General features: G+C 69.6%; 17 protein-coding genes. 7 read left to right on the top strand and 10 right to left on the bottom strand.

Going from position 1 to position 23,133, the window contains the following annotated elements:
* Positions 1–34: 34 nt before the first annotated feature.
* Positions 35–2,851, bottom strand: a complete 2,817-nt coding sequence (locus AC07FA_RS00750) for a caspase family protein (protein ID WP_479072518.1) — start codon at positions 2,849–2,851, stop codon at positions 35–37.
* A 5-nt stretch (positions 2,852–2,856) separates the two neighbouring features.
* The gene (locus AC07FA_RS00745) at positions 2,857–3,324 is read right to left on the bottom strand and encodes a hypothetical protein (RefSeq protein WP_479072517.1); all 468 of its coding nucleotides are present in this window, start codon (positions 3,322–3,324) and stop codon (positions 2,857–2,859) included.
* A gap of 329 nt (positions 3,325–3,653) precedes the next feature.
* Between AC07FA_RS00745 and AC07FA_RS00740 the strand changes: the two genes are divergently transcribed.
* Positions 3,654–6,791, top strand: coding sequence for a DEAD/DEAH box helicase (locus AC07FA_RS00740; protein ID WP_479072516.1), 3,138 nt, complete (start codon positions 3,654–3,656; stop codon positions 6,789–6,791).
* On the opposite strand, the gene AC07FA_RS00735 is transcribed toward AC07FA_RS00740, so the two are convergent.
* Together AC07FA_RS00735 and AC07FA_RS00730 are read right to left on the bottom strand one after the other, a co-directional pair.
* A complete protein-coding gene (locus tag AC07FA_RS00735; RefSeq protein ID WP_479072515.1) occupies positions 6,788–7,768 on the bottom strand; it encodes a YDG/SRA domain-containing protein in 981 nt (326 codons plus the stop codon). The two genes, AC07FA_RS00740 and AC07FA_RS00735, sit on opposite strands and share 4 nt — an antisense overlap.
* Positions 7,769–7,864: 96 nt before the next feature.
* Positions 7,865–8,527, bottom strand: a complete 663-nt coding sequence (locus tag AC07FA_RS00730; protein WP_479073404.1) for an ATP-binding protein — start codon at positions 8,525–8,527, stop codon at positions 7,865–7,867.
* 194 nt (positions 8,528–8,721) lie between these two features.
* Between AC07FA_RS00730 and AC07FA_RS00725 the strand changes: the two genes are divergently transcribed.
* Together AC07FA_RS00725 and AC07FA_RS00720 are read left to right on the top strand one after the other, a co-directional pair.
* Entirely contained in the window at positions 8,722–9,567 is an 846-nt protein-coding gene (locus tag AC07FA_RS00725; protein ID WP_479072514.1) for a helix-turn-helix domain-containing protein, read from the top strand.
* Positions 9,567–9,749 (top strand): DUF397 domain-containing protein, encoded by a 183-nt coding sequence (locus AC07FA_RS00720; protein ID WP_479072513.1) that lies wholly within the window; start codon positions 9,567–9,569, stop codon positions 9,747–9,749. The genes AC07FA_RS00725 and AC07FA_RS00720 overlap by 1 nt, the downstream gene beginning before the upstream one ends.
* A 12-nt stretch (positions 9,750–9,761) precedes the next feature.
* Here the strand turns inward: AC07FA_RS00720 and AC07FA_RS00715 are convergent, their stop codons facing one another.
* Positions 9,762–10,745, bottom strand: a complete 984-nt coding sequence (locus tag AC07FA_RS00715) for a hypothetical protein (RefSeq protein WP_479072512.1) — start codon at positions 10,743–10,745, stop codon at positions 9,762–9,764.
* A gap of 456 nt (positions 10,746–11,201) precedes the next feature.
* Between AC07FA_RS00715 and AC07FA_RS00710 the strand changes: the two genes are divergently transcribed.
* From AC07FA_RS00710 to AC07FA_RS00700, 3 genes are all read left to right on the top strand, one after another.
* Positions 11,202–13,001, top strand: coding sequence for a S8 family peptidase (locus tag AC07FA_RS00710; RefSeq protein WP_479072511.1), 1,800 nt, complete (start codon positions 11,202–11,204; stop codon positions 12,999–13,001).
* A 182-nt stretch (positions 13,002–13,183) separates the two neighbouring features.
* Positions 13,184–16,111, top strand: a complete 2,928-nt coding sequence (locus tag AC07FA_RS00705) for a helix-turn-helix transcriptional regulator (RefSeq protein WP_479072510.1) — start codon at positions 13,184–13,186, stop codon at positions 16,109–16,111.
* A 175-nt stretch (positions 16,112–16,286) separates the two neighbouring features.
* Entirely contained in the window at positions 16,287–16,592 is a 306-nt protein-coding gene (locus tag AC07FA_RS00700) for a hypothetical protein (protein WP_479073403.1), read from the top strand.
* 66 nt (positions 16,593–16,658) lie between these two features.
* Here the strand turns inward: AC07FA_RS00700 and AC07FA_RS00695 are convergent, their stop codons facing one another.
* Positions 16,659–18,044 (bottom strand): DUF445 domain-containing protein, encoded by a 1,386-nt coding sequence (locus AC07FA_RS00695; RefSeq protein WP_479072509.1) that lies wholly within the window; start codon positions 18,042–18,044, stop codon positions 16,659–16,661.
* A gap of 228 nt (positions 18,045–18,272) precedes the next feature.
* Between AC07FA_RS00695 and AC07FA_RS00690 the strand changes: the two genes are divergently transcribed.
* Positions 18,273–19,517 carry an SGNH/GDSL hydrolase family protein gene (locus tag AC07FA_RS00690; RefSeq protein ID WP_479072508.1) on the top strand — a complete coding sequence of 415 codons (1,245 nt, stop codon included), beginning with the start codon at positions 18,273–18,275 and terminating at the stop codon, positions 19,515–19,517.
* Positions 19,518–19,582: 65 nt separating this feature from the next.
* Here the strand turns inward: AC07FA_RS00690 and AC07FA_RS00685 are convergent, their stop codons facing one another.
* The 4 genes from AC07FA_RS00685 to AC07FA_RS00670 form a co-directional block, all read right to left on the bottom strand.
* Positions 19,583–20,218 (bottom strand): DUF1707 SHOCT-like domain-containing protein, encoded by a 636-nt coding sequence (locus AC07FA_RS00685; RefSeq protein WP_479073402.1) that lies wholly within the window; start codon positions 20,216–20,218, stop codon positions 19,583–19,585.
* Positions 20,219–20,308: 90 nt separating this feature from the next.
* Complete coding sequence (locus AC07FA_RS00680; RefSeq protein ID WP_479072507.1) at positions 20,309–21,295, bottom strand: ABC transporter ATP-binding protein; 987 nt, start codon at positions 21,293–21,295, stop codon at positions 20,309–20,311.
* A gap of 77 nt (positions 21,296–21,372) precedes the next feature.
* A complete protein-coding gene (locus AC07FA_RS00675; RefSeq protein WP_479072506.1) occupies positions 21,373–22,215 on the bottom strand; it encodes an ABC transporter permease in 843 nt (280 codons plus the stop codon).
* Entirely contained in the window at positions 22,208–23,008 is an 801-nt protein-coding gene (locus AC07FA_RS00670) for an ABC transporter permease (protein WP_479072505.1), read from the bottom strand. The genes AC07FA_RS00675 and AC07FA_RS00670 overlap by 8 nt, the downstream gene beginning before the upstream one ends.
* Between the last annotated feature and the right edge of the window lie 125 nt (positions 23,009–23,133).

Below are 23,133 nucleotides of genomic sequence, written 5' to 3'. Positions count from 1 at the left end.
CCACTCCCCCTCCCGGCCCCGCTCCCGCTCCCGTTCATTCCGCGTCCCCCGTACCCGTCTTGGCGACCTCGGCGGTCAGCTCGGTCGGGATGTCGTCCGACAGGTCCAGGCATCGCCCGCCGGTCGCCTCCGTGACCGCCTCGTTGAGGCGGCCGGACGAACAGCCACCGCCGCGCAGCGACACCACCACGACCCGTACCAGCGGGGCCCGTTCGGCATCGGCGACGAGGTCAGCCAGCTCGCTCTTCTTGATGTCCTTCGAGTCCTCGTCATCGGTGACCAGCACGAGAAGCCGCGGCGGATCGTCATCGGCGGGCCCGCCGCGCAGCGTGCCGAGCGCCTCGCGGAGCCCGTCCACGACGCGCGCGTCGACGTCGGCGGTCCGGGCGGCGGCCACGGCCTTCTGCGCGGCGGCCCGGCCGTGCGGCCCGAACGGCACCACGTCCGCGTCCTTCTCGGAGGCGATCGACCACACCCCGTACGCGTCACCGGCACCCAGCGAACTCATCGACCGGGTGACCAGCTCCTTGGCCCGCCCGGAGCCGTCCCAGAGCCGTTTGTCGGCCATCGAGGTCGAGTTGTCCAGGAGATAGAGCACCCGCCCGGGGCCGAGCGCCTGCCGGTAGCGGCGCAGGGTCTTGGTGAGCGAGGCGGCCGTGACGGTGCTCGCGCCCGTCGGCGGAAACGACGGGCGTACGGCCGTCTCGTTGAGATCCGCCCTGAGCGGCGAGGTCGCGTCGGGCAGCGCGGGCTTGCCGTCCTTCACCCCGCGGAAACCGTCCTGCGTGAAGAACTTCTGCCCGTCCGGGTCCTCGGCCAGCCACGCGTGGAAGCGCGTCACCTCCCTCTCACGCGCCTCCGCGTCCCGGCCCGCGCCGTCCCAGGTGACCCGGAGGAACGGCAGGTCCAGCGCCGGTACGTCGGAGGGGTACTGGGCCTTGCGCACCTCCAGGGCGTCCGTCGCGCAGGCGGGACGGCCGTGGGCGGGCGGCAGGTTGAACTGGGCCATGGTCTGTTCCGGTACGAGCACGGCGGCGGTGTCCTCCAGGCGGTTGCGGGAGCCGTCGGCCAGCGCGCACATCAGCTCCCTGGCGGTGCTGGGCATCGGCCGCAGCGCCTGCACCATGCTCTGTTCGAGGGCCGACGCCGCCCCGGCCCCGGACGAGGCGTACAGGGCCTCGGTGGCCAGCAGCGCCCCGTCGGTGCCTTCGGGGTCCGGGCGCAGCACGGAGACGGGACGGTCCGGCTGTTGCGCGTCGCGCAGTGCGGAGATGATCGAGCCGAGCGGATATCCGGTCTGCGCGGCCGGCGCGAGGGCCATGCTGAAGGGCACGGCGAGGACCATCGGCGTATAGGCGACGGACCCCAGGGATTCCAGGGTCACGACCCGCTTCCCGGCGGCCCCTCCGGTTCCCGCTCCGGCGGTCCCCTGAGACCCCGCGCCTGCGGCCGAAGCAGCCGCGCTCCCCGCGTCACCCTGCGCCTCCGCACCGTCCATCACCCGGCGCCAGGCGCTCCCGGCCGCCGGAATCCAGATGTCCGGCTGCGCGCCCACATCGCGCTGGGGCCGCGGACAGTCACCGGTCGGGGGGCAGGTGGCGGGCGGGTCCCGCCAGAGGGACGAGGAGCGGAAGGCGGCAACGGCGTCCGTGGCCTTGGCGTCGTACGTGGTGATCCCCACGGACCGGCAGCCGCCCCCACGCTCCACATAGGCGTCGGCCGCCCTCTCGACGGTGGACCGCAGGTCGGGATCGGTCAGCACACGCAGCTCCATGGGCGGCGGGCAGTCACGCGCCGCCCCGCCCGGCAGCTCCCCGAACATCCACGTACCGACCCCGGCGACGGCGACGGCGCCCGCGAGGACGAGGGCGGTCGTGCGGCCGCGCGGGCGTACGAGAGCGGGGCGCGGCAGCGGTGACCACCGCCGCTTCCCGACGGGAGGGACCACAACGGCCTGCCCAGCACCCCCCACGACAGCCGCAGTCTTCCCCTCCCCAGTCGCCCCCGTCTCCTCACTCTCCCCCTTCTCCCCCTTCTCCCCCTTCTCCCCCGTCATCCCTGGCGGCAGCAGTACGCCGCTCCCGCCGGCGCCCGGGACGGCGAGCAGCACATCGTCCCCGTGCCTCCGCTCGTCCGGAATCCACCGGTGCCCGTCGACGGCCTTGAGGGGCGCCATCGCCTCCCGTATCTCGGTGACGATCCGGGTGAACGTGGCCGGCTCCTCGGCGGCCGTCCGCCCGGTCAGCAGCCGGTGCAGACGGACCGTGAACTCCGTACCGGCCGAGGGGTCGCCGGGCGGGATCTCGACGCCCGGTTCCGCGGCGGTCAGCAGGGCGAAGTTCTGCCCCACGGCAGGGGTGAAGGAATGGAGCGCGTTCCCGGCGAAGCAGCAGTCGAGAATCGCCACGACCCATTCGGCGCGGGCCTTGGAGAGCTCCGGCATCACATCGTCGCGCCAGGACAGCGTGTCCACGAAGGGGTGCCGCCGGTCCCGCGTCACACGCGAGGAGGTGAACAGCAGATGCAGATCGCTGCCGTCGGGACGCACGATGCCGTGCCCCGCGAAATAGACGACGAGCAGCCCGTCGACCTCGTCGCGGGCGGCGCGCAGGGCAGCCCGCACCTGGAGCGGATCGACGGCTCCGGGCTCGCCCTTCCCCGGAATCACGACAAGGTCCGCGGGGTCGAGCACCCCGGTACCCTCGGCGGTCAGCGCCTCGGCCACCAGCCGGAGATTCCGCCGGACAGCGGGCAGGTCGTTCCGGTCACCGCTGTAGGGCTCGACACCGACGATCACCGCGCGATGCCGCTTGCCCCTGCCCTCCTCGCCGCGCGCACTGTACGGCGGCACGGCGCCTAGCCCTCCCCGGCCTCGTCGCCACCACGCACCCGGCCCCCGCCACCGGCCCCGTCACCCGGCTGCCCCCCACTCTCCCCACTCCGCGCGCCTTCCCCACTCCGCGCACTCTCCCCGCTCTCCCCGTCCCGATCGGTGTCCCGCCCCAGCCCGGCCCCGGGCCCGGTGGAGGGCGCGTCGAGGGTGACGCGCGGCGTCTCCTCGGGATCGGCGAATCTGCGCCGGTTACGGACCCACGTCTCCACGGACCGCCACACCTTGTCGACGACGTTACGAGCCACCTCGACGGACACCACGAGCACGATGTCCTGGATCAGCTCACCGCTCATCCCCTCGGTCTGGTGCTCGGAGACCTTCCGCCCGACAGCCAACTGATCGGCTTCCCGCACCTCTTCGAGATCGGGCGCACTCCGCAGCCAGGTATGGAGCGCTTCGAGGTCATCACGCCGGGTGTGCGTACCACTCACCCCGATCCGCACCTCAACGGTCCCACCCCCGGCCCCGGACCCCTGCCCACCCGCACTCGACCCGTCCGTCATCCGCGTACCCCCATCGGCGCCATTGCCGCCCCACCCAGCGACCTGGAACGTCCTGTCCCTTAACCCGCCATTCTTTCACGCCAGTTGACATCCATCACCGCTTTGACGACAGCGCTCGGCTGCCGCCGGCGCGCGCCGTGGCGCCAGGTTGCCACGATCCGGCCCAGCACATGGATGGGCATCGCAGACGCGCTCGTGTCAGTACCCCTTGATACAACTGCTCACGTAACGACGTGACGAGATGAGGGGACTCGGCCATGCCCAACGATTTTGCAGACGCTGCGCCAGTTGCTGGGCTGTACGAAACGCTCATCACTCACCGCCTCGAAGAGCGCCTGAAGGAGTTCGACGCCACAGGCTGGCGCTCCATCGACGCAATCGTCGGGCAAGAGTCCACTCCGCACGTGCTGTCTCGCCACATCGGCAATACCGTGCGACAGGTCCTTCAGCACCTGTCACCCGCAGAACAGGTCCTGGCCGCCAACCACATCTTGGAGTCCCTGAACACCATCGAGGGGGCAACCCAGTGGGTAGACCTCGTCGCCGATGGTCCGCGCCAGCTGCTCGCCGTGGCCGAGCAAGAAGCTCCCGGCGTCTACGCCATCCGCCCAGCCACTCCACTCTCCGATACAGCGCTGATCACCAACTCGCCGGAGGATCCCAGCCTCGGCTTCGAGCTTCGCGCCGAACTGGCCACAGCCGATCGTGTTGATCTCCTCTGCGCGTTTGTGAAGTGGCACGGGCTCCGTGTTCTTGAAGAGTCGCTGGCATCCGCGCGGGAGCGTGGAGTCCCCATTCGCGTGCTCACGACGACCTACATTGGGGCCACAGAGCGTCGCGCGTTGGACCGGCTAGTCCAGGACTTTGACGCTGAGGTGAAGGTGAACTACGAGCTTCGCTCCACCCGACTCCACGCCAAAGCATGGCTCTTCCGCCGGGACAGTGGTTTCGACACGGCGTATGTAGGCAGCTCCAACCTGTCCAAGGCAGCGCTCCTCGACGGGCTCGAATGGAACGTACGGCTGTCGTCCGTCGCAACACCTTCCGTCTTGCGCAAGTTCGAGGCAACGTTCGATGCCTACTGGAGCGAGCAGGCCTTCGAGTCATACGACCCAGACAGTGACGCTCAGCGGCTCGACGAAGCGCTGTCACACGCCAGCGGCACCAGCACTCAAGCCCGAAACAGCATTACTCTCTCCGGCCTGGAAGTCCGCCCATACCCCCACCAGCGCGACATGCTGGAGCGCCTAGAAGTCGAGCGCACTGTGCATGGCCGTCACCGCAACCTTCTGGTCGCTGCGACCGGTACGGGCAAGACCGTGATGGCCGCATTGGACTACAAGCGCCTACGGCAATCGCTCGGCCGCGACCCCCGACTGCTCTTCGTGGCTCACCGCAAGGAGATCCTCGAACAGTCCCTGCGGGTCTACCAAAATGTGCTGGTCGACGCGAACTTCGGAGAGCTGTTCTTCGCTGGGGAGATCCCCGACAACTGGACTCACGTATTCGCCAGTGTCCAGTCCCTCAGCCCACGAGCACTGGACCGCTTCGCTCCAGACCACTTTGACGTGATCGTGATCGACGAGTTCCACCACGGCACTTCACCCACCTACCGCAGACTGCTGGACCACTTCACGCCTCTGGAACTTCTCGGCCTCACCGCCACCCCCGAGCGCATGGATGGCCAGAACATTCAAGATGAGTTCTTTGGCGGCCGGATCGCCGCCGAGATGCGGCTGTGGGAAGCCCTGGAGAACGACCTCCTCAGCCCGTTCCACTACTTCGGCATCACAGACAACACCGACATGAGTGCCGTTACGTGGAAGCGCGGAGCATACGACTCGACAGCGCTCAGCAATCTCTTCACGGGTAACGATGCTCGCGCCAGACTCGTCGTACAGGCCGTGAAGGACAAGATCGCTGATCCAGGTGCCATGCGTGCCTTGGGGTTCTGCGTCTCGGTCGCACACGCACGGTTCATGGCCGACTTCTTCCGCCGGGCGGGCCTCGCAGCTGTTGCGCTCTCCGGCGAGAGCCCAAGGGACGAACGCAAGGCAGCGCTGGATCAACTGAGAACAGGCGCACTCCAGGTCATCTTCTCGGTAGACCTCTTCAACGAGGGCCTAGACATCCCGGACGTCGACACCCTGCTCCTACTCCGTCCTACCTCTAGCGCCACAGTATTTCTTCAGCAGCTGGGCCGCGGGCTACGTCGAACCGAGGGCAAGGCCGTCCTCACGGTCCTGGACTTCATCGGACAGCACCGCAAGGAGTTCCGCTTCGAGGAACAGTTCCGCGCCCTGACGAACCTCACGCGTAATCGACTCCTCGCTAGCATTGAGCACGACTTCCCCCAACTGCCCTCTGGCTGTCAGATCATCCTTGAGACAAAGGCCAAGGAACTGATCATCGACAACATTCGCAGCCAGATCGGGGTCAACGTCACGCAGCTCGCCCGCGAGGTGGCCTCCTACGCCGAGCCGCTCCTAGCCGACTATCTGCGGGAGAGCGGCCGAGAACTTAAGGAGATCTACCGAGGCAACGGGAACTCCTGGACAGGGCTACTGCGCCGCGCCAAGCTCCTCGACCCAACCGGCCCCGAAGGCGAGGAAGCTCTACTCAAGCGCGTATCGGCCTTCCTGCACGTGGACGATCCACTCCGAGCCACCGCGTACGCGAAGCTCGTTGCCGACGATGCACCGGCGTACGGAGAGCTCAGCACCCACGATCAGGCGTACGCCCGAATGTTCTTCTTCTCTATGTGGCCGCTAGGGGGAAACTTCGCGAGCTATCAGGCCGGTTTCGACGCCCTCCGTCCCCAACAAGCTGTCCGAGACGAACTACGCCAAGTCCTCGCCCATGTCCTGGACCAGGCGGACCATGTCCCCGTCCCCCTACTCGGCACACACGCCGGCCTGCCTCTGACGGTCCACGCCTCGTACAGCCGCGAAGAGATCCTCCCCGCCCTGGGGCAGTCCACTGTGGGCGGCTTCATGCCTGGCCACTTCCGAGAGGGCGTGAAGTGGTGCGAGAACATCCAAACCGATGCCCTACTCATCACACTCGAAAAGGATGAGAAAGACTTCTCCCCAGAGACGCGCTACAAGGACTACGCCCTCAACGATTCCTTGTTCCACTGGGAGTCTCAGAATCAAACGTCTGAGACCTCCCCCACTGGTGTCCGCTACCAGACCCACAAGGAGAAGGCCACCCACGTCCTTCTCTTCGTCCGCCGGTACAAGAAGACGGACATCGGCGGCCCTCAGCCGTGGATGCTGCTTGGTCCAGCCGAGTACGTGAAGCACAAGGGCAGCAAGCCCATGGGCATCGTCTGGAAGCTCCGGCACGAGATCCCAGCCGACGTGCTGACGTACTCAGCCATCGCCGCCGGTTAAGAATCGAGATCCTGCTCCTGTATGCGCCAGAAGCGTCGGTGAGCGCGTATGAAACGCTCCTCTATACGATGCTGCTCCACCGTCCTCAACGGCACAGACCGTGGAGCCCCGCCCGCAGCAAACCGGTTCACTACCTGCAAATCATCAGTTAGGTAGAGGGCGCCTCGGTCCAACTGCACGTGACAATTGGGGCACAGGCAGAGAACGTTCCCGTCGACATCCGGGCCACCCTTCGGCCCACCGAGCGCATGTATATGCGCACCCTCGGCGTAGCTCCTGCCGTCCGCCCCAACCGTGAGGGAAAGGCCGCACACCTGGCACGCGAATCGGTGCCACTGCTTCACCCGCCGGACGACTGCCGTGTCGCGGACAATCCGCTCAACGGTCGTGGTCCGCCTCCGAGTGATGGCATCCTCACTCGAGTCATCGATCGAGCTCTGCCCCTTGCGATCAAGCATGTCCTGGACCTGCTGCTCAATCGAGGTGAGCTCCTGCCGTTCATCGCTGAGGCGCCTCAGCTTGAAGCGGCAAATGCGGAATCCAGCACGCCCGGTCTCTGACCAGTCCGCCACTACCTCGTACAGGCCGTCGTATCTGTACCCACTAGCCGGCGAGAAGTCCTGCTCGCCTTTGCTGCCTCGAATGACACGGACGCAGTTCCCCTTGATCCGACTGCGCCGGAGACTAGCGTTCCCGTTGTTGTCCCAGGTCTGGTCTGAAGTCTGCTGACTTGAGTTTCGGGTCTGCCCTCCAGCCCCTGTGTACGTGATCTCGTCCCACTCATCTACGTCATCCTCATAGCCCTTGTTGAGGACGATCGCGTCGGCCGCCCGCTCACCCTCTTCGTCACGCCCCCACGAGATGCCCGCCTCGCGCTCCTTGTGAAGCTGGGCATCCTTCACATCTTGGCGTGATTCAAAGTGAGTACCCGGGAGGATGTCATTGATATGTCCGAAGGTCGCTCTGTATGCAGCCATGCGGACATGCTGCCGCTAGGTGGCGCGTACTTGATCACCGCGTCCGTCTGGCTGGCGCGTGCGCCTGAAAAGCGTCCCCACCTGGCTGAAAACGACTCAACCAACCTCCGCCCACTCCGCCTCGACGTGGGTTCGTACGCGATCCAGCGCGTCATCTGGGTCGCAGCCGTGAGCTCGTAACCAATGCAGCAGGTCAGCGATGAGGTCAACCGCCGCCGCCTCTGCTCTTGCCACACTCAGCCGACTGCGCGCGGAAGGCTCTGACCCCGCCTGCAACTGAACGAAGCCCAGCACGGCTTCCGCCTTCGCCACCCGTGGCCCACCGACATGATCGATCGACGAGCCAAGGCCCGTAGCTAGTTCACACCAAGTGACCTTGGAGGCGCCGCGAAGGACGACACCCCACCGCTCAGCGATACTTTCAACGAGGGCCAGCCCTCGTCCTTCCTCGGCCATGTCAACGACCTGAACGAGGGTGGGAAGTGTGCGCGTATCAGGATCGCTGATTTCGATTCGGAGGCTGCTTCCCCTCATTGAGACAGTCAGGCAGGTCGGAGTGCCCGGCCCCACATGCCTGATCACGTTCGCCGCCAGCTCCGTAACGCAGAGCTGCGCAGCGTGAACCACGCCCGGCAGGCCCCATAGCTCAAGGTGCAGCCGCATCACCCGCCGCAAGCCGGCTAGCTCTTCAGCCTCAGCCAGAAAGGGCAGATCCCACGCCTTCCTGACGACACCGAAGCGACATCCATCCATCTCCATCACTACTCCCACTGAACCAGCGGCTACCTAGAGTGTCCGCTCAGCTCAATACAGTGACATTGAAACTCTCATTTTGGAACTCTCACCTATGAGTTGTGGGAGCACGGACCTTTGCGCGCGCCCCCGGAGTGCGCTGCCTTGCTCGGAAAGCTCCACACCATGCACCCTCTGAGGGATCAACGCGAAGGACAGCCATGCCAGTCGGACCAACCACTCGTAGACGCCAGCTCGGCGCAGACCTGCGCCGCCTCCGTGAGCGCAAGGGCCTCACATTGGAGGAAGCGGGCGCCCGAGTCGGCATCTCTAAGGCGACGTTGAGTCGATACGAGACGAAGGAAGGCACGGTCAAGTGGCCAGCCGTCGATGCCCTGTGCCGCGAGTACGGCGCATCAGACGATGAGCGCGTATCCCTGGTCGACTTGGCCAAGGGGGCCCGTATCCAGGGCTGGTGGCGATCCCTCGCTGACCCGATTCCCGAGTCCATGAATCTCATGCTGACCCTCGAGGACGAGGTGGTGAGCGAAGGTCACTACGCATGCATGTACGTGCCAGGCCTTCTTCAGACACGTGCGTACGCGGAAGCAGTGCACCGCGCCTCGGAGATGAGGTGCACTGACCAGGAGATCCACCACATGGTGGACATCCGCATGAAGCGCCAGGAGCTCCTCGCCCGCGCCGAGCCTCCTCACATCTGGGCTGTCATTGACGAGGCAGTTATCAGGCGCATGGTGGGTGGACACCACGTCATGCGCGAGCAGTTGAAGCATCTCAGCGAGCAAGCAGCTCGGCCTCACATCACCGTTCAGATACTTCCGTTCGAAGCGGGCGCCCACGCCGCGGCGGTCGGTAGCTTCGTCATCCTCGGCGGCCCAGCGCCCGAACTCGACGTCGTGTACGTGGACATCATCGGCGGTGGCCTCTTTATGGAGAAGCCCCAGGAACTAGCGCGCTATAGGTTGGCGTTCGAGTATCTGCGTGCGCAGGCATTGGATATCGATCAGTCTGCCGCGCTCCTGGAGCGGGCCATTGGGGAGCTTTGATGGACAACGAACGCGCACTTTGGTTCAAGTCGTCGTACAGCGGTGGAAGCGGCACTGAGTGCGTTGAAGTGGCCAACCTGCACACCGCCGTTTGCGTACGTGACTCGAAGCGCCCCGAGAGGGCAAGCATCGCCGTGCAACCCAGCGCGTGGACAGAGTTCCTATCAACTCTGAGGCGCTAGGACCAGCTTCCCCTACACCCCCACCCGCACCAAAACCGGCTCCCGTCGCCCCGCCCCCAAGCGCAGCTTCGCCAGGACTGCTGCCACCACCTCGTCCGGGTGGTCCCGTACCAGGGCCGGGGCCACCGTCACCACCTCGATGCCGTGGGATTCCAGTTTCAGGCGGCGGCGCAGGGTGGCTCGGTATGCGTCCGCGCCCAGGTGGAATTCCTCCGAGTCGACCTCCAGGGCGACCCCCTCGCGTGGCCAGTACGCGTCCGGGACCGCCAGGAAGATGCCGTCCGGGGTGAGCAGGGTGGGGTTCCACAGGGCGTCCGGGACTCCGGCTGCCCGGAGTACGTCGCGGGCGCGGCCCTCCTCGATCGAGCGGACGCCCGCGAGGAGTTCTTCCGCCGCCGCGCGTACCGGTGCGCCGCGCAGGGCGTGTCCCGCGCGGAGTTCGGCGAGGAGGTCCCGCGGGTCGCACCGCCCTGCCTGGACGGCGTTGGCCAGGATCGCGCGTACGCGGTCCGGGCAGGTCTCGCGGGCGACGAAGTCCGCCGCCGCGCGCGGCCTGCGGACGCAGGGGACCCCTTCGAAGAGCAGGCTGGGTGGCCGGCGGCGGGTGCGGCGGACGCGTACGTACGCCACGTCCCTGATCCTGCGCGCGTCGTCGAGCAGCACGTCCACCGTGCCGCTGCCCGTGCCCCGTACCCGGTAGAGCGACAGCGCCGCCTCGCCCGTCACCACGGCCGTCGCCCCGGACAGGGGGTCGGAGGACGGTTCCGCCGCGTAGAGGACCGCCGCCAGCATCCGCTGGTACGGGTCCGGCGCGCCGGTCCGTATCAACGTCACCCGCGGCAGCACCCGTTGCCACGGTCCGCCCGGTTCGCAGCGGCGCCTGATCGTGCTTCTGGCCAGGCCGGCGGCCTGGAGCTGCCGGTGCGTGGCCAGGCCCCGCTGGCGGCCGGCGAGCCGGTCGAGCGTCCTGACATCGGCTTTCGTCGCAGCGGCCATGCTCCCCTCCTCCCCAGCCGTCGGCCGGTTCCAACCAGGGGGTGGCTTGCGGATTCTGCGTTGCGTCACACGCTACGCAGAATCCGCAAGTCCCTCACCCTGAGCGCGCAAGCGCGCCCCGACCTCCGCCCCCGCCCCGCCCCCGCACGACCCCCGCCCCGGGACAAGGGTTTTCCCCGTATCGGGTTCATCTCGCCGTTCCCTACTGTCTGCCGCACCGGTGGATCCCGTCCTCTGACACTTAACTGTCAGGTGCATGTAAAACATGGGTCCCGCCGGTGGCGGCCTTGACCAGGGCCGTGGCGTCGGCGTCGGCGCACGGGCGACCCAGCCCAGGGATCGCGGATCGCAGCCCCCACGCTGCACCGCGGTTCTCGCGCCGACCGCCGCGCTCCGCACGAGTAGTCATTGAAAGGGAACACCTTGAACGGTTCCAGGCGGAGACTCATATCCGTCGTGGCGGCGACCGCCACGATCGCCGGTGTCGTTGCCACCTCCTCCGTGGCCCTCGCCGCTGCCCCGGCGGCACCCTCGCCGAAGCCGGCTCCGGCTTCGCAGGCCATGACCGCGCTGCCGACCGCGCCGGTCGAGGACGTCATCGTCACCTACAAGTCCAAGGCCGCCGAGGCCGGTTCCAACGCGGCGGCCAGGAGCGACGCGGCCGCCAAGGCCGCGGAGACCGGCGAGAGCCTGTCGTTCGAGCGCCGCCTCGCCGGCGGCGCCGCCCTGGTCGACCTGGGCGGCGAGACGTCCAGGACGGACGTCACCGAAGTCATGAACGCCTTCCGCGCCGACCCGTCCGTCGCGTCCGTGGAGCCCGACATCCGCGCCTACGCGATGGCGGTCACCCCGAACGACACCGACTACGCCAAGCAGTGGGACCTGTTCGAGGCCACCGGCGGCATGAACGTCCCCGGCGCCTGGGACAAGGGAACCGGCACCGGCGTCACCGTCGCCGTCATCGACACCGGCTACGCCGCCCACACGGACCTGGCCGCCAACGTCGTCTCCGGATACGACTTCATCTCCTCCTCCGCGGACGCCCGTGACGGCAACGGCCGTGACAGCGACGCCAAGGACGAGGGCGACTGGAACGCGACCGCGGGCGAGTGCGGCACCGGCTCCACGGCGAGCAACTCCTCCTGGCACGGCACGCACGTCGCCGGCACGATCGGGGCGACCGCCAACAACAGCAAGGGCGTCGCGGGCATCGCGTACAACGCGAAGATCCAGCCCGTGCGTGTGCTCGGCAAGTGCGGCGGCTCCTCATCGGACATCGCCGACGCCATCACCTGGGCGTCCGGCGGCACCGTCCCGGGCATCGCGGTGAACGCGAACCCGGCCAAGGTCATCAACATGAGCCTCGGCGGCGCCAGCGCCACCTGCCCCAGCGTCTACCAGACCGCCATCAACGGCGCCGTGTCGCGCGGCACCACCGTGGTCGTCGCGGCCGGCAACAGCAACGCCAACGCCTCCGGTTTCACGCCTGCCAACTGCGCCGGTGTCATCAACGTGGCGTCCACCAGCCGTGAGGGCAACCGTTCGTTCTACTCGAACTACGGCAGCATCATCGACGTCTCCGCGCCCGGCGGCGAGACCCGCCGCGCGACCGACACGCCGGGTACCATCACCACCCCCGAGAACGGCATCCTCTCGACGCTGAACTCCGGCACCACCACGCAGTCGGTGGAGAACTACAAGCCCTATCAGGGCACGTCGATGGCGGCCCCGCACATCGCCGGTCTCGCCGCACTGCTCAAGTCGGCCAAGAGCACCCTGACCCCGGCCGACATCGAGTCCGCGATCAAGAGCAACGCCCGGCCGCTGCCCGGCACCTGCACCGGCGGCTGCGGCGCCGGCATCGCCGACGCGGCCAAGACCGTGAACGCCGTGACCGGTACCACCCCGGTCGGCACGACGTTCAGCAACGCGACGAACGTGACGATCACGGACAACTCGACCGTCACCTCGTCGATCCCGGTCACCGGTCGTACGGGCAACGCTCCCGCCGCCCTCAAGGTCGACGTGGACATCAAGCACACCTGGCGCGGCGACCTGGTCGTCGACCTGATCGCGCCGGACGGCACGGTGCGCAACCTCAAGGCCTCGTCGTCCTCGGACGGCGCCGACAACGTCATCGCGACGTACACGGTCGACGCGTCGAGCGAGGTCGCCAACGGCACCTGGAAACTGCAGGTCCGCGACGTGGCATCGGGTGACACCGGCTACATCGACACCTGGAGTCTCACCTTCTGAGACACCCGTCGGACTGCATCACCGCAGGTCAGGGGCGTGTTCGCGGGAATTTCCGCGGGCGCGCCCCGCAGTCGGCCGGTCCGTATGCCGACATCGGGCCTGGACGGCGGCGGCCGACTTCGTATTCTCTGCTCTCGCACGGGCAGCGGGCTCGCGCACGCCGGAAGGTGGGGGGTGGGTACGTGACGTCGGTGACCCACCGCCCTGCGCCGGTCGGGCGGGCGGAACTCCTCGCCCGGCTCGAACGGGTCCTGCACACACGCGGGCGTGCCCTGCTCACCGGCCCTGCCGGGGTGGGCAAGACGGAGCTCGCCCTGGCCGCCGCCGCGCGCACCGAGTCCCGCGGCGAGACCGTGCTGTGGCTCCCCACGCTCCCCACCGACCGTGACATACCGGGTGCGGCGGCCGCCGCCCTCGTCGCGTCCGTATCGGCGTGCGTGTCCTGGCCGGCACCCGGGACGCAGAACGAGCCGGGCGGCTCGGGCGGACCAGGCATTCTCGAAGGGCTGCCGGGCCCGCAGCGAACAGCCGTCGCCATGCTGTGCCGCGAGGCGCCCATCCCCGACGGCGGCTGGGACCCCATCGCCCTGCGACTGGCCCTCGCCCAGATCCTGCGGACTCTCGCCGCGCGCGGCCCCGCCCTGTTGGTCGTCGACGGCATCCAGCGCATCGACACCGCCAGTGCCGACCTCCTGCGTTTCGCGCTCCATCTGGCCCCGGCCTCGCTGCGGGTGATCGCCGTCGAGACACCCGCGGCGTACAGCCCGGACCCCGGTGTGCCGCAGACCGGCGCGCGACAGTCCGGTACGCGGCAGTCCGACGCGGACGGCCCCGAGCCCCTGTGGGTGCCGTCCGAGGCCGACGTCCTGTCCGTACCGCCGTTGCACGCCGACCAGATCGCCGAACTCCTCATCCATCACCGGCTGCCGTCCCGGATGGCCGGCCGCATCCACAAGGCCAGCGGCGGCAATCCGCGCCTCGCGCTCGCCGTCGGCCGGTCCCTCGCCGACGCGCGCACTCCGGTGCACCACGCCGAGTCGCTGTCGCTGTCCGGGCGAGCCCGCGAGATCGCTCGGCAGCTGCTCGGCGTCGTCTCACCGGAGGTCCGCTCCACGCTCCTGTCGGCCGCGCTGGCGCTGCGCCCGACGGCGACGCTGATACGTCGCGCGGGCCGCCCCACCGCGTCGGCCGACCTCGCCGCCGCGGAGCGGGCGAACCTGATCTCCCTCACGGAGGACGGAACGGTCCGCTTCACAGCCGGTGTGCTGCCGTCGACGCTGGTGCACGACGCCTGCTGGACCGAGCGCAGTGCCGGTCACGCGGCGCTCGCGCGCGTGGTGGACGACCCGGTCGAGGCGGTACGGCACCGGGCCCTGGCCTCGGACACTCCCGACGAGGAGCTGGCCGCCGAGGTCGCGGCGGCCGCCGACACCGCCCGGCTCCGCGGGAACAGCGCCCTGGCCGCCGAACTGGCCCTGCTCGCGGCCGATTCCACTCCCCTCCAGCACGGTGCGCGGCGGATCGCCCGGCTCGTCGACGCCGCCCAGGAAGCCGCCCGTGCGGCCCGCGCCGACCTGGCCATCCGTGCGGCCACCGATCTCCTCGCCCGGGACGCCGCCCCGGCCGACCGCGTCCGGGTCAGGCTCGCGGTGCTGGACACCGCAGGTCAGGGGCTGAGCAACCTCGATGAGCTCTATGTCCACGCCATGGAGGACTCCGAAGGCGACACGGCACTGCGGGCAGCCGTCCAGCTCCGGCTGGCGGTGAAGTACGTCCTGGCCGACGGCAACCCCGCACGCTCCCGGGCCACCGCCGTCGAGTCCGCCGCGCTCGCCGGCTCCGTGGGTGACCGGAGGACGGCGGCCAGGGCGCTGACCGTACAGGCGCGCATGGACCGCGTCCTCGGCTCGCCGGACGCGGAACGGGTACTGGCCGAGGCGCGGTCACTGGAACTGTTCGAGCGTCCGCTCGGCATCCGTAACGCCGCACAGATCCTGACGATCCGCCACGCTCTGTTCGACGACCGGCTCACCGACGCCCGCGACCAGGCCCATGCCCTCCTCCCCCTGGTCGAGCGCCGCGGCTCGGTGGAGGACGCCATCGAGCTGTTCCGTACGCTCGCGGAGGTCGAGGCACGGCGGGGGCAGTGCGCGACGGCGCTCGCACACGCCGGGCGGTCCCTCGCCCTGACGCTGGAGGCCGGTCTCTCGCCCGGACCCGCCTGGTACGCGCTGGCCCTCGCGGAGACCGCGGGCGGCAGTTTCGAGCGCGCCGCGAGCTACGCCCGGCGCAGCATCCAGGCCTCCGGGGAGGAGGGCGACCGCATCTTCCTGCCCCGGAGTCTGTACGCGCTCGGCCGGGTCCAACTGATCAACGGGGAGGTGGCGAGCGCCTTGGAGACCCTGCGCCGGGTGCAGGCCGACGAACGCGCCCAGTCGACCGTCGACCCCTCCATGCTGCGCTGGCACGAGGAGCTGGCCGAAGCGCTGCTGGCGAACGACGCCCCGCAGGAGGCCGCGGCCCTGCTCGCCGACGTACGTCCGGTCGCGGAACGCCTCGGCCACACGACGGTGCTGCTCGGCTGCGACCGGGCCTACGCGCTGTACCTGGCGGCGACCGGGAAGCCGGACGAGGCGGCGAGCCTGCTGTCCCGGACCGCCGAACGTTTCGCCGCGGCGGGGCTGCCGCTGGAGCGTGGCCGGGCGCTGATCGCGCTCGCCCGCGTGGAGCGCCGCCGCCGCAGGCGGTCGGCCGCCCAGAGCGCACTGCAGGCCGCGGCCGCCGTTTTCGAGCGGGCGGGGGCGGCCCCGTGGCTGGGGCTGACGACGGAGACCCCGTCCCGTACGGCCGAACCGTCCCCGGCCCGCGGGAACGCCCTGCCTTCCCTCACCGACGCGGAGCTGCGCCTCGCCCACCTGGTCGGCCAGGGGGCCAGCAACCAGGAGGCGGCGGCGAAGCTGTATCTGAGCGTGAAGACGGTCGAGGCCCGCCTGACCCGCATCTACCAGAAGCTGGACGTCCGTTCGCGTGCCCAGCTGGCGACCGCGCTGAACGCCTGGCCGGGTCACCGGCCGGCCGTGGCCCCCACGGAGTACCCGGCGGCCGGCTGACTCCGCGGCCCGGCCGGGCGTGAAGGCGGCCGCCCCGGCCCGTCTCAGCGCGGCAACCCCTCCGGATGCGCAGGAGACCCCCCTCGTACGATTGGATCAGACCCTGGACATGCCCGATGCGGCGCGTCGGGCCTCGATCGCGGGGCCCGACGACATGAAGGACGAGGTGGCGGCAATGGCGAAGGTTCCGGCAGCGGCAGTGGCGGCCGGCGGGCTCGTCGGCGGGTACGGAGTCGCCCGGTGGACCAGGAAGCGGCCGCTCGGCGGCGTCGCGCTGGCCGCCGCCGGGACCCTCGCCGCGTACGAGTGGAACCGGCAGGCCGGGCCCCGCGCCGCCGCGGGGCTGACCGCCGCCTACGTCGCCGCGTTCGCCGGTTCGCACCCGCTCGCCAAGAAGATCGGCGCCTGGCCCGCTGTCTTCACGGTGGCGGGCGGCGTCGCCGCCGCGTCCTGGGCGGTCACCCGCCGCGCGGCCGCCTAAGTACGTACAGCCGTATCCCCGGGCGGGCCCGATCGCTCAAGCCCGCCCGGGCGGGGCAAGCGCCCCTCACGCCCCCACCGCGTGCGACACCGTGTAGATCAGCAGGCCCACCAGCGCGCCCACCACCGTGCCGTTGATCCGGATGAACTGGAGGTCCCGGCCGATGTTCGCCTCGATCTTCTTCGACGTCTGATCCGCGTCCCAGCCGGCCACCGTGTCACTGATCAGCGAGGTGATCTCCGAGCGGTACGTCGTGACGACGTACACCGCCGCGTCCTCCAGCCAGCCCTCCAGCTTGGCCTGCAGCCGGTCGTCGGTCGCGAGCCTGGCGCCCAGCGACATCAGTGAGGCCCTCGCGCGCAGCCGCAGCTCGCTCTGCTCGTCCTCCGCGGCCGCGATGATCATCGAGCGTACGGACGACCAGGCCGAGGCGATGACGTCCTGGACCTCACCGCGCCCCAGGATCTCCGACTTCAGCCGCTCCACCCGCGCCCGGGTGTCCGAGTCCGACTGGAGGTCGGCCGCGAAGTCCGTCAGGAACGTGTCGATCGAGTCGCGTGCCGGATGGCCCGGCATGTCCCGCATCTCCGTGACGAAGCGCAGCAGTTCCTTGTAGACCCGCTCCCCCACCCGCTTGTCGACGAACCTCGGTGTCCAGCCCGGCGCCCCGCCCTGCACCGCGTCCATCACCGAGTCGCCGTGCAGGACCAGCCAGTCGTGCGCGCGTACGCAGATCAGGTCGACGACCTTGCGGTGACCGCCGTCGGAGACGATCTTCTCCAGCATCTGCCCGAGCCCCGGACCGATCTCCGCCGCGTTGGCCCGCCGCGTGATCGCCTCCCCGACGACCGCCTGGACGTCGGAGTCCCGCAGCACGGTCAGCGCGCCGCGCAGGGCCGTGGCCAGTTCGGCGGTGACCCGGTCGGCGTGTTCCGGCTCCGCCAGCCACGTACCGAGCCGCGCACCGACCCCGAGAGCGTGAATTCGGTCACGAACGACCTCTCCGGAGAGAAAGTTCTCCCCCACGAAGGAACCAAGTGACGTCCCCAGCTGATCCTTCTTCGTGGGAATGATGGCGGTGTGGGGGATGGGCAGGCCGAGCGGGCGCCGGAAGAGCGCCGTGACGGCGAACCAGTCCGCTATCGCGCCCACCATGCCCGCCTCGGCGGCCGCCGCGACGTAGCCCGGCCAGCCGTCCACGCCTGCGTTCTTCGCCCAGGTGGCCAGGACGTACACAAGCGCGACGAGCAGGAGCAGACCGGTGGCGGTGGTCTTCATACGGCGTACACCACGGCTTTTCTCCTCGTCCGCCGCCGTGTACGCGAACACGGGAAGGGGTGCGGAGTGCCGCCCGCCACCCACATCGTCTCCGGCCGCCGGACCGGCCTCGGCCTGCCCCGGCCGCTTCCCGGTCCCCGTCGCCCGCCCCGGCTGCTTCCCGGTCTCGGTCACGTACCCGCTCCCTGCTCCGCGTCCTGCCCGGTCACGCGCACCGGCGGGTCCTGCCCGTCGTGCGCTCCGGATTCGGTCCGTTCCATGCGTTCCACCCGTCCGCGTACGCCTCGCCCCCGTGCCGTACGCATTGTCCTTACCTCACCTACTCCCGGGCCGCATGTCGAGTTCCCGTCGGCCTGTCGCATCATGGGACCAGTTCGATCTTCACGAGGAGACACACCGCACATGCCGAGGCGCCACAGCTATGCCCTGCTCATCGCCCTCGTGGCAGGCACAGCAGCACTCGCCGCCGCCATCGCCTTCGGTACGGCGCTCCTGACCGGCGCCCGGCCGGGGCCGCGTCCCGAGCCGGACCCGCACGCGGCGGCCCGTACCCCCGCGGCTCCGGCCACCTCCGCCGGTACCTGGGTCGCGACCTGGACCGCGGCAGCCGTCAGCGCCGAGCCCCGCACCGAACAAGGCCTCCCCGGCCGCACCATCCGCAACACCGTGCACACGAGTGTCGGCGGCGACGCGGCCCGCATCACCCTGTCCAACCTCTTCGGCACGAGCCCTCTCGTCGTCGACCAAGTCACCGTCAACACCCGTCCGGTGACCTTCCGGGGCGCGCCCACCGTCACCGTCCCGGCCGGCAAGCAGGTTCTCAGCGACCCGGTCGTCGTGCCCGTGGCCGCCGACGCGGACCTGATCGTCAGCTTCCGCACCCCGCGCGCCTCCGGGCCCGTCACCTTCCACCCGAACACCCACCAGTCGTCCTACCTGGCCGACGACCGCGGCACCTGGCGGACCACCAACTGGCGCTACCTGACGGCCGTCGACGTCCGCAACAAGACGGCGCCGGGCTCGGTCGTCGTGATCGGTGACTCACTCGTCGCCGGCAGCGGCTCCACGACCGACGCGAACAACCGCTGGCCCGACCTGCTCTCCGACCGGCTGCGCGGCCGCTACGGCATCGTCAACCAGGGCATAGCCGGGAACCGGCTCCTGACCGACGGTCCCAACGCACTGGGGGGACCCAGCGGCACGAGCCGCTTCGAGCGCGACGTGCTGTCGGTGGCCGGAGTGAAGACCGTGATCATCGCGCTCGGCATCAACGACGTGCAGCAGGCCCCCCAGGAGCCGGACCCGCAGCGCATCCTCGACGGCTTCCGCGCCCTGACCGCGCAGGCGCACGCCCGGGGGCTGCGGGTCATCGGGGCCACCCTGACACCGTACGAGGGCTACCCGACGTGGACGCCCGAACGGAACGCGGTACGGCTGGCGGTCAACGAGCAGATCCGCGCGGGCGGGATCTTCGACGCGTACGTGGACTTCGACCGGGCGGTGCGCGACCCGTACGCGACGAACCGCCTCCTCGCCGCGTACGACTCCGGCGACCGGCTCCACCTCAACGACACCGGCTACCACGCGCTGGCCAACCTGATCGACCTCGGGAAGCTGATGGACACGCGCAAGTCCGACGCACTCTGACGGGCGGCCTCCGGTGCCCCGGCGGGCGGGCGGCCTCCGGTGACCCCGGCGGGCGCCCGGCGGAGTCATGAACCCCCGGCCAGCTTCCGCCGCTTGGCCTTGGTCCACTTGCGCTGTACGTCGACCCCGCCCATCAGCGCGAACCCCACGACCCGCACCCGCGGGGCGTCCGGCACCGGCTCCGCCTCCTCGCTCTTCGGGGAGTGCTCGCCGAAACCGCCCATGATGCCGACGCCGCTCACCTCAAGGTTCACATCGGGCTCGACGGTGACCTGGGTCCCGCCCATGATCGTGAAGCAGCGGATGACGACCTCACGGTCCTCGAAACGGGCCTGGCGCAGGTCGATGTTGCCGCCGCCCCACATCGTGAAGGAGGTGAACACCCGGCCCACGGTCCACCGGCCGTTGCGGTTGAACCCGCCCCAGAAGGCGAATCCGCCCCTCGACGTGGCGGTCCCGCCGATGCGCTCCGGCCAGCTGCCGTCCCGGCCCGGCCGGACCGGCGACGACGCACCAGCGGGCTCCACGGTCGTACCCGGAGCCGGGAGGTCCAGGACGAGCGGCTCCAACTCCCCGTGCGTACGCGCCTTGAAGGCGGCATCGAGCCGCTGCTCGAACTCGTCCATCTCCAGCCGGCCCTCGGCCACCGCGTCGCGCAGCCGCTCGGCGACCCGGTCACGCTCGGCATCGGAGGCACGCATCTCCGGCAGTTCACTTGTCATACCGGGCACCCTATTGAACGCACCCGCTCACGTCATCGACCCGCGAAGGCATACACCGTCGTACGTACGTCAGTCACCGGATGCCGGGCCCGCCTCGTACATCTTCGCGATCACGGCCTCGATGTCCGGCTCCCGCACCGAGAGGTCCACCATCGGGTAGTCGGCGGCGATCCGCGCCACCAGCGGCGCCGCCGAGGCGGACGCCGGGAACGCCAGCCACTGCCGCGGGCCCGCCACCTTCACCACCCGTACCGAAGGCTCCGACCTCAGCTCGATCGGCGGGAGTTCACGCTCCAGGTCGACCACCAGCGTGCGCTCGCTCTCCCCCACCTCGTGCAGTCCGGAGAGCTCCCCGTCATACATCAGCCGCCCGTGGTCGATCACCATCACCCGCTTGCACAGCTGCTCGATATCGGTCAGGTCGTGCGTGGTCAGCAGCACGGTCGTGGCCCGTTCGGCGTTCAGGTCCCGCAGGAACTGCCGGACCTTGGCCTTGGAGACCACATCGAGCCCGATCGTCGGCTCGTCCAGATACAGCACCTCCGGATCGTGCAGCAGCGCCGCCGCGATGTCCCCGCGCATCCGCTGCCCGAGGGACAGCTGCCGTACGGGTACCTCCAACAGCTCTCCCAGGTCGAGGAGTTCGACGCACCGGTCGAGGTTCTCGCGGAAGCGGCTGTCGGGGATGCGGTACATCCGGTGCATCAGCCGGTACGAGTCCCGCAGCGGCAGGTCCCACCAGAGCGACGTGCGCTGACCGAAGACCACACCGATCCGGTGCGCCAGCCTCGTACGCTCCCGGGAGGGGTCGATGCCCGCCACCCGCAGCCGGCCGCCGCTCGGGGTGAGAATCCCGGTGAGCATCTTGATCGTGGTCGACTTGCCCGCACCGTTCGGGCCGATGTAGCCGACCATCTCGCCGCGCGGTACGCGGAAACTGATGCCGTCCACGGCCCGTACCTCGTGGCGCTCGCGGCGCATGAAGCCGGTCCTGCGGCGTACGTCGAAGACCTTCTCGACGCCGTCGAGCTCGATGAAGTCCGTGTCCGTGCTCATGCCTGGTCTCGCCGCCTTCTGTTGTCCTCGATCGCCGGACGGGCTCGACGGGTGCCTCGCCGCCCCCGGAATTCCGGCTAGCTGCCCGTGCTCCTGTACGCGCGCAGGCCCGCCCTCCAGGCCAGGCCCGCCAGGACCCAGCACCCTCCCGCCACCACCGGCGGCAGGAAGGCCACCCACTCCGGCAGGGCCAACGGGTACTCCCTGTCCAGCACGTACAGCGCGGGCAACCAGCTCACGAAGGCCAGCGGCACCACGAACGTCACCCCGCGCACCAGATCCTTCGCGAAGATCGTCGGCGGGTACTGGAGCAGCGTCGTCCCGCCGTACGTAAAGGCGTTCTGCACCTGGGAGGCGTCCTGCGCGACGAACTGGAACGCCGCCCCGGCCACGAACACCGCCCCGAAGATCGCCGCCCCGCTCAGCACCATCAGCGGCAGCATCAGCACCTTCAGCGGCGTCCACGCGATGTCCAGCGACACCAGCGCGTACCCGAGCACCAGGAGCCCCTGCGTGATCCGGCCCAGCCTGCGCAACGCGAAGCGGTCGGCGGCCACCTGCGCCAGCATCGGTACGGGCCGCACCAGCAAGGTGTCCAGCGTGCCGTCCCGCACCCGCCGCCCCACCCGGTCCATCGACCCCAGCAGCAGGTCGGCGAGACCGAACGCGGTGGCCGACATCCCGTACAGCAGGGAGATCTCCGGCAGCGAGTAGCCGCCCAGGGCGTCCACGTGGGAGAACATCAGCATGATCGTGACGAAGTCGAAGGCGGTCACCACCAGGTTCCCGAGCGCCGTCATCGCGAACGACGCGCGGTACGCCATCGTGGAGCGCAGCCACATCGCGACGATCAGCCCGTAGGCCCTGACTCCCTCGACCAGCCGGGACCGGTCCTCGAACGCGACATCCGGATCAGCCACCCTGGATCACCACCCTCCTGGTCGCCAGCACCTGCAGCAGCCGTCCCGCCGTCAGCAGCGCCAGGGCCCAGCCGGCCTGGAAGGCGTACGCCTCCACCAGGCCCCAGCCCGTGCGCTTGCCGAGGAAGACATCGGCGGGGACCTGCAACAACGAGGACCACGGCAGCATCCGCGCCACCTCGCCCAGCGCCCCGGGAAACAGATTCAGCGGCAGCAGCATCCCGGAGAAGAACAGGCCGGCCAGCCACGCGATCTGCATCGCGCCCGCCCCGTCCATCAGCCAGAACGCCGACAGCGCCACCAGGTAGCGCACCGCGAAGCTCACGACGACACCGAGCAGCACGGAGAGCAGGAAGGCCGGCCAGGTCCAGAACGAGCCGGGCAGCGCCAGATCGAACGCCAGGGCGCCCAGCACCATCGGCACGATGCCGCGCCCCAGGAGATGGAACGCCGCCCGGCCCAGATCGCCCGCCAGCCACCACAGCTGGAGGTCCGCGGGCCGGTACAGGTCGACCGCGATGTCGCCGGTACGGATGCGTTCCATCAGCTCGTCCTCGAAACCGCCGCCCATCATGGCGCAGGTCATCAGCAGCGCCTGGCCGAGCCATACGTACGTCAGCGCCTGGGACATGTCGTAGCCGCCGAGCTGCGGACGCTCGTCCCAGAGGGCGATGTAGGTGTACGCCATGATGAAACCGAAGACGGTGTTGGTGAAGACACCCGCCGCCGTCGCGATCCGGTACGTGGCATGGCGCCGGAAGCCGCCTGCCGCCACCACCGCGTACAACCGCACCGCAAGCCTCCCCCGGCCCTCCCCCGCGCGGCACCCGGCGGGCAGCGCCGAAGCCCCCCGGCACCAAAGCGCACGACCCTAGTCCACGCCGGGCAGCCGCGCGACCGGTTATCACCGCCGCGACC

It is taken from the genome of Streptomyces sp. NPDC045968 (assembly GCF_056430475.1).
Note: the sequence above shows the minus strand (reverse complement) of the source record. Positions and strands in the feature narration are given on the sequence as shown.

Excerpts from the sequence above, each read along its gene's own strand:
- AC07FA_RS00685 (WP_479073402.1), bottom strand. The coding sequence starts at position 20,218 with ATGCGTGCCTCCGATGCCGAGCGTGACCGGGTCGCCGAGCGGCTGCGC.
- AC07FA_RS00735 (WP_479072515.1), bottom strand. The coding sequence starts at position 7,768 with ATGGCTGCATACAGAGCGACCTTCGGACATATCAATGACATCCTCCCG.
- AC07FA_RS00715 (WP_479072512.1), bottom strand. The coding sequence starts at position 10,745 with ATGGCCGCTGCGACGAAAGCCGATGTCAGGACGCTCGACCGGCTCGCC.
- AC07FA_RS00730 (WP_479073404.1), bottom strand. The coding sequence starts at position 8,527 with ATGGAGATGGATGGATGTCGCTTCGGTGTCGTCAGGAAGGCGTGGGAT.
- AC07FA_RS00680 (WP_479072507.1), bottom strand. The coding sequence starts at position 21,295 with ATGAGCACGGACACGGACTTCATCGAGCTCGACGGCGTCGAGAAGGTC.
- AC07FA_RS00740 (WP_479072516.1), top strand. The coding sequence starts at position 3,654 with ATGCCCAACGATTTTGCAGACGCTGCGCCAGTTGCTGGGCTGTACGAA.
- AC07FA_RS00720 (WP_479072513.1), top strand. The coding sequence starts at position 9,567 with ATGGACAACGAACGCGCACTTTGGTTCAAGTCGTCGTACAGCGGTGGA.
- AC07FA_RS00725 (WP_479072514.1), top strand. The coding sequence starts at position 8,722 with ATGCCAGTCGGACCAACCACTCGTAGACGCCAGCTCGGCGCAGACCTG.
- AC07FA_RS00690 (WP_479072508.1), top strand. The coding sequence starts at position 18,273 with ATGCCGAGGCGCCACAGCTATGCCCTGCTCATCGCCCTCGTGGCAGGC.
- AC07FA_RS00700 (WP_479073403.1), top strand. The coding sequence starts at position 16,287 with ATGGCGAAGGTTCCGGCAGCGGCAGTGGCGGCCGGCGGGCTCGTCGGC.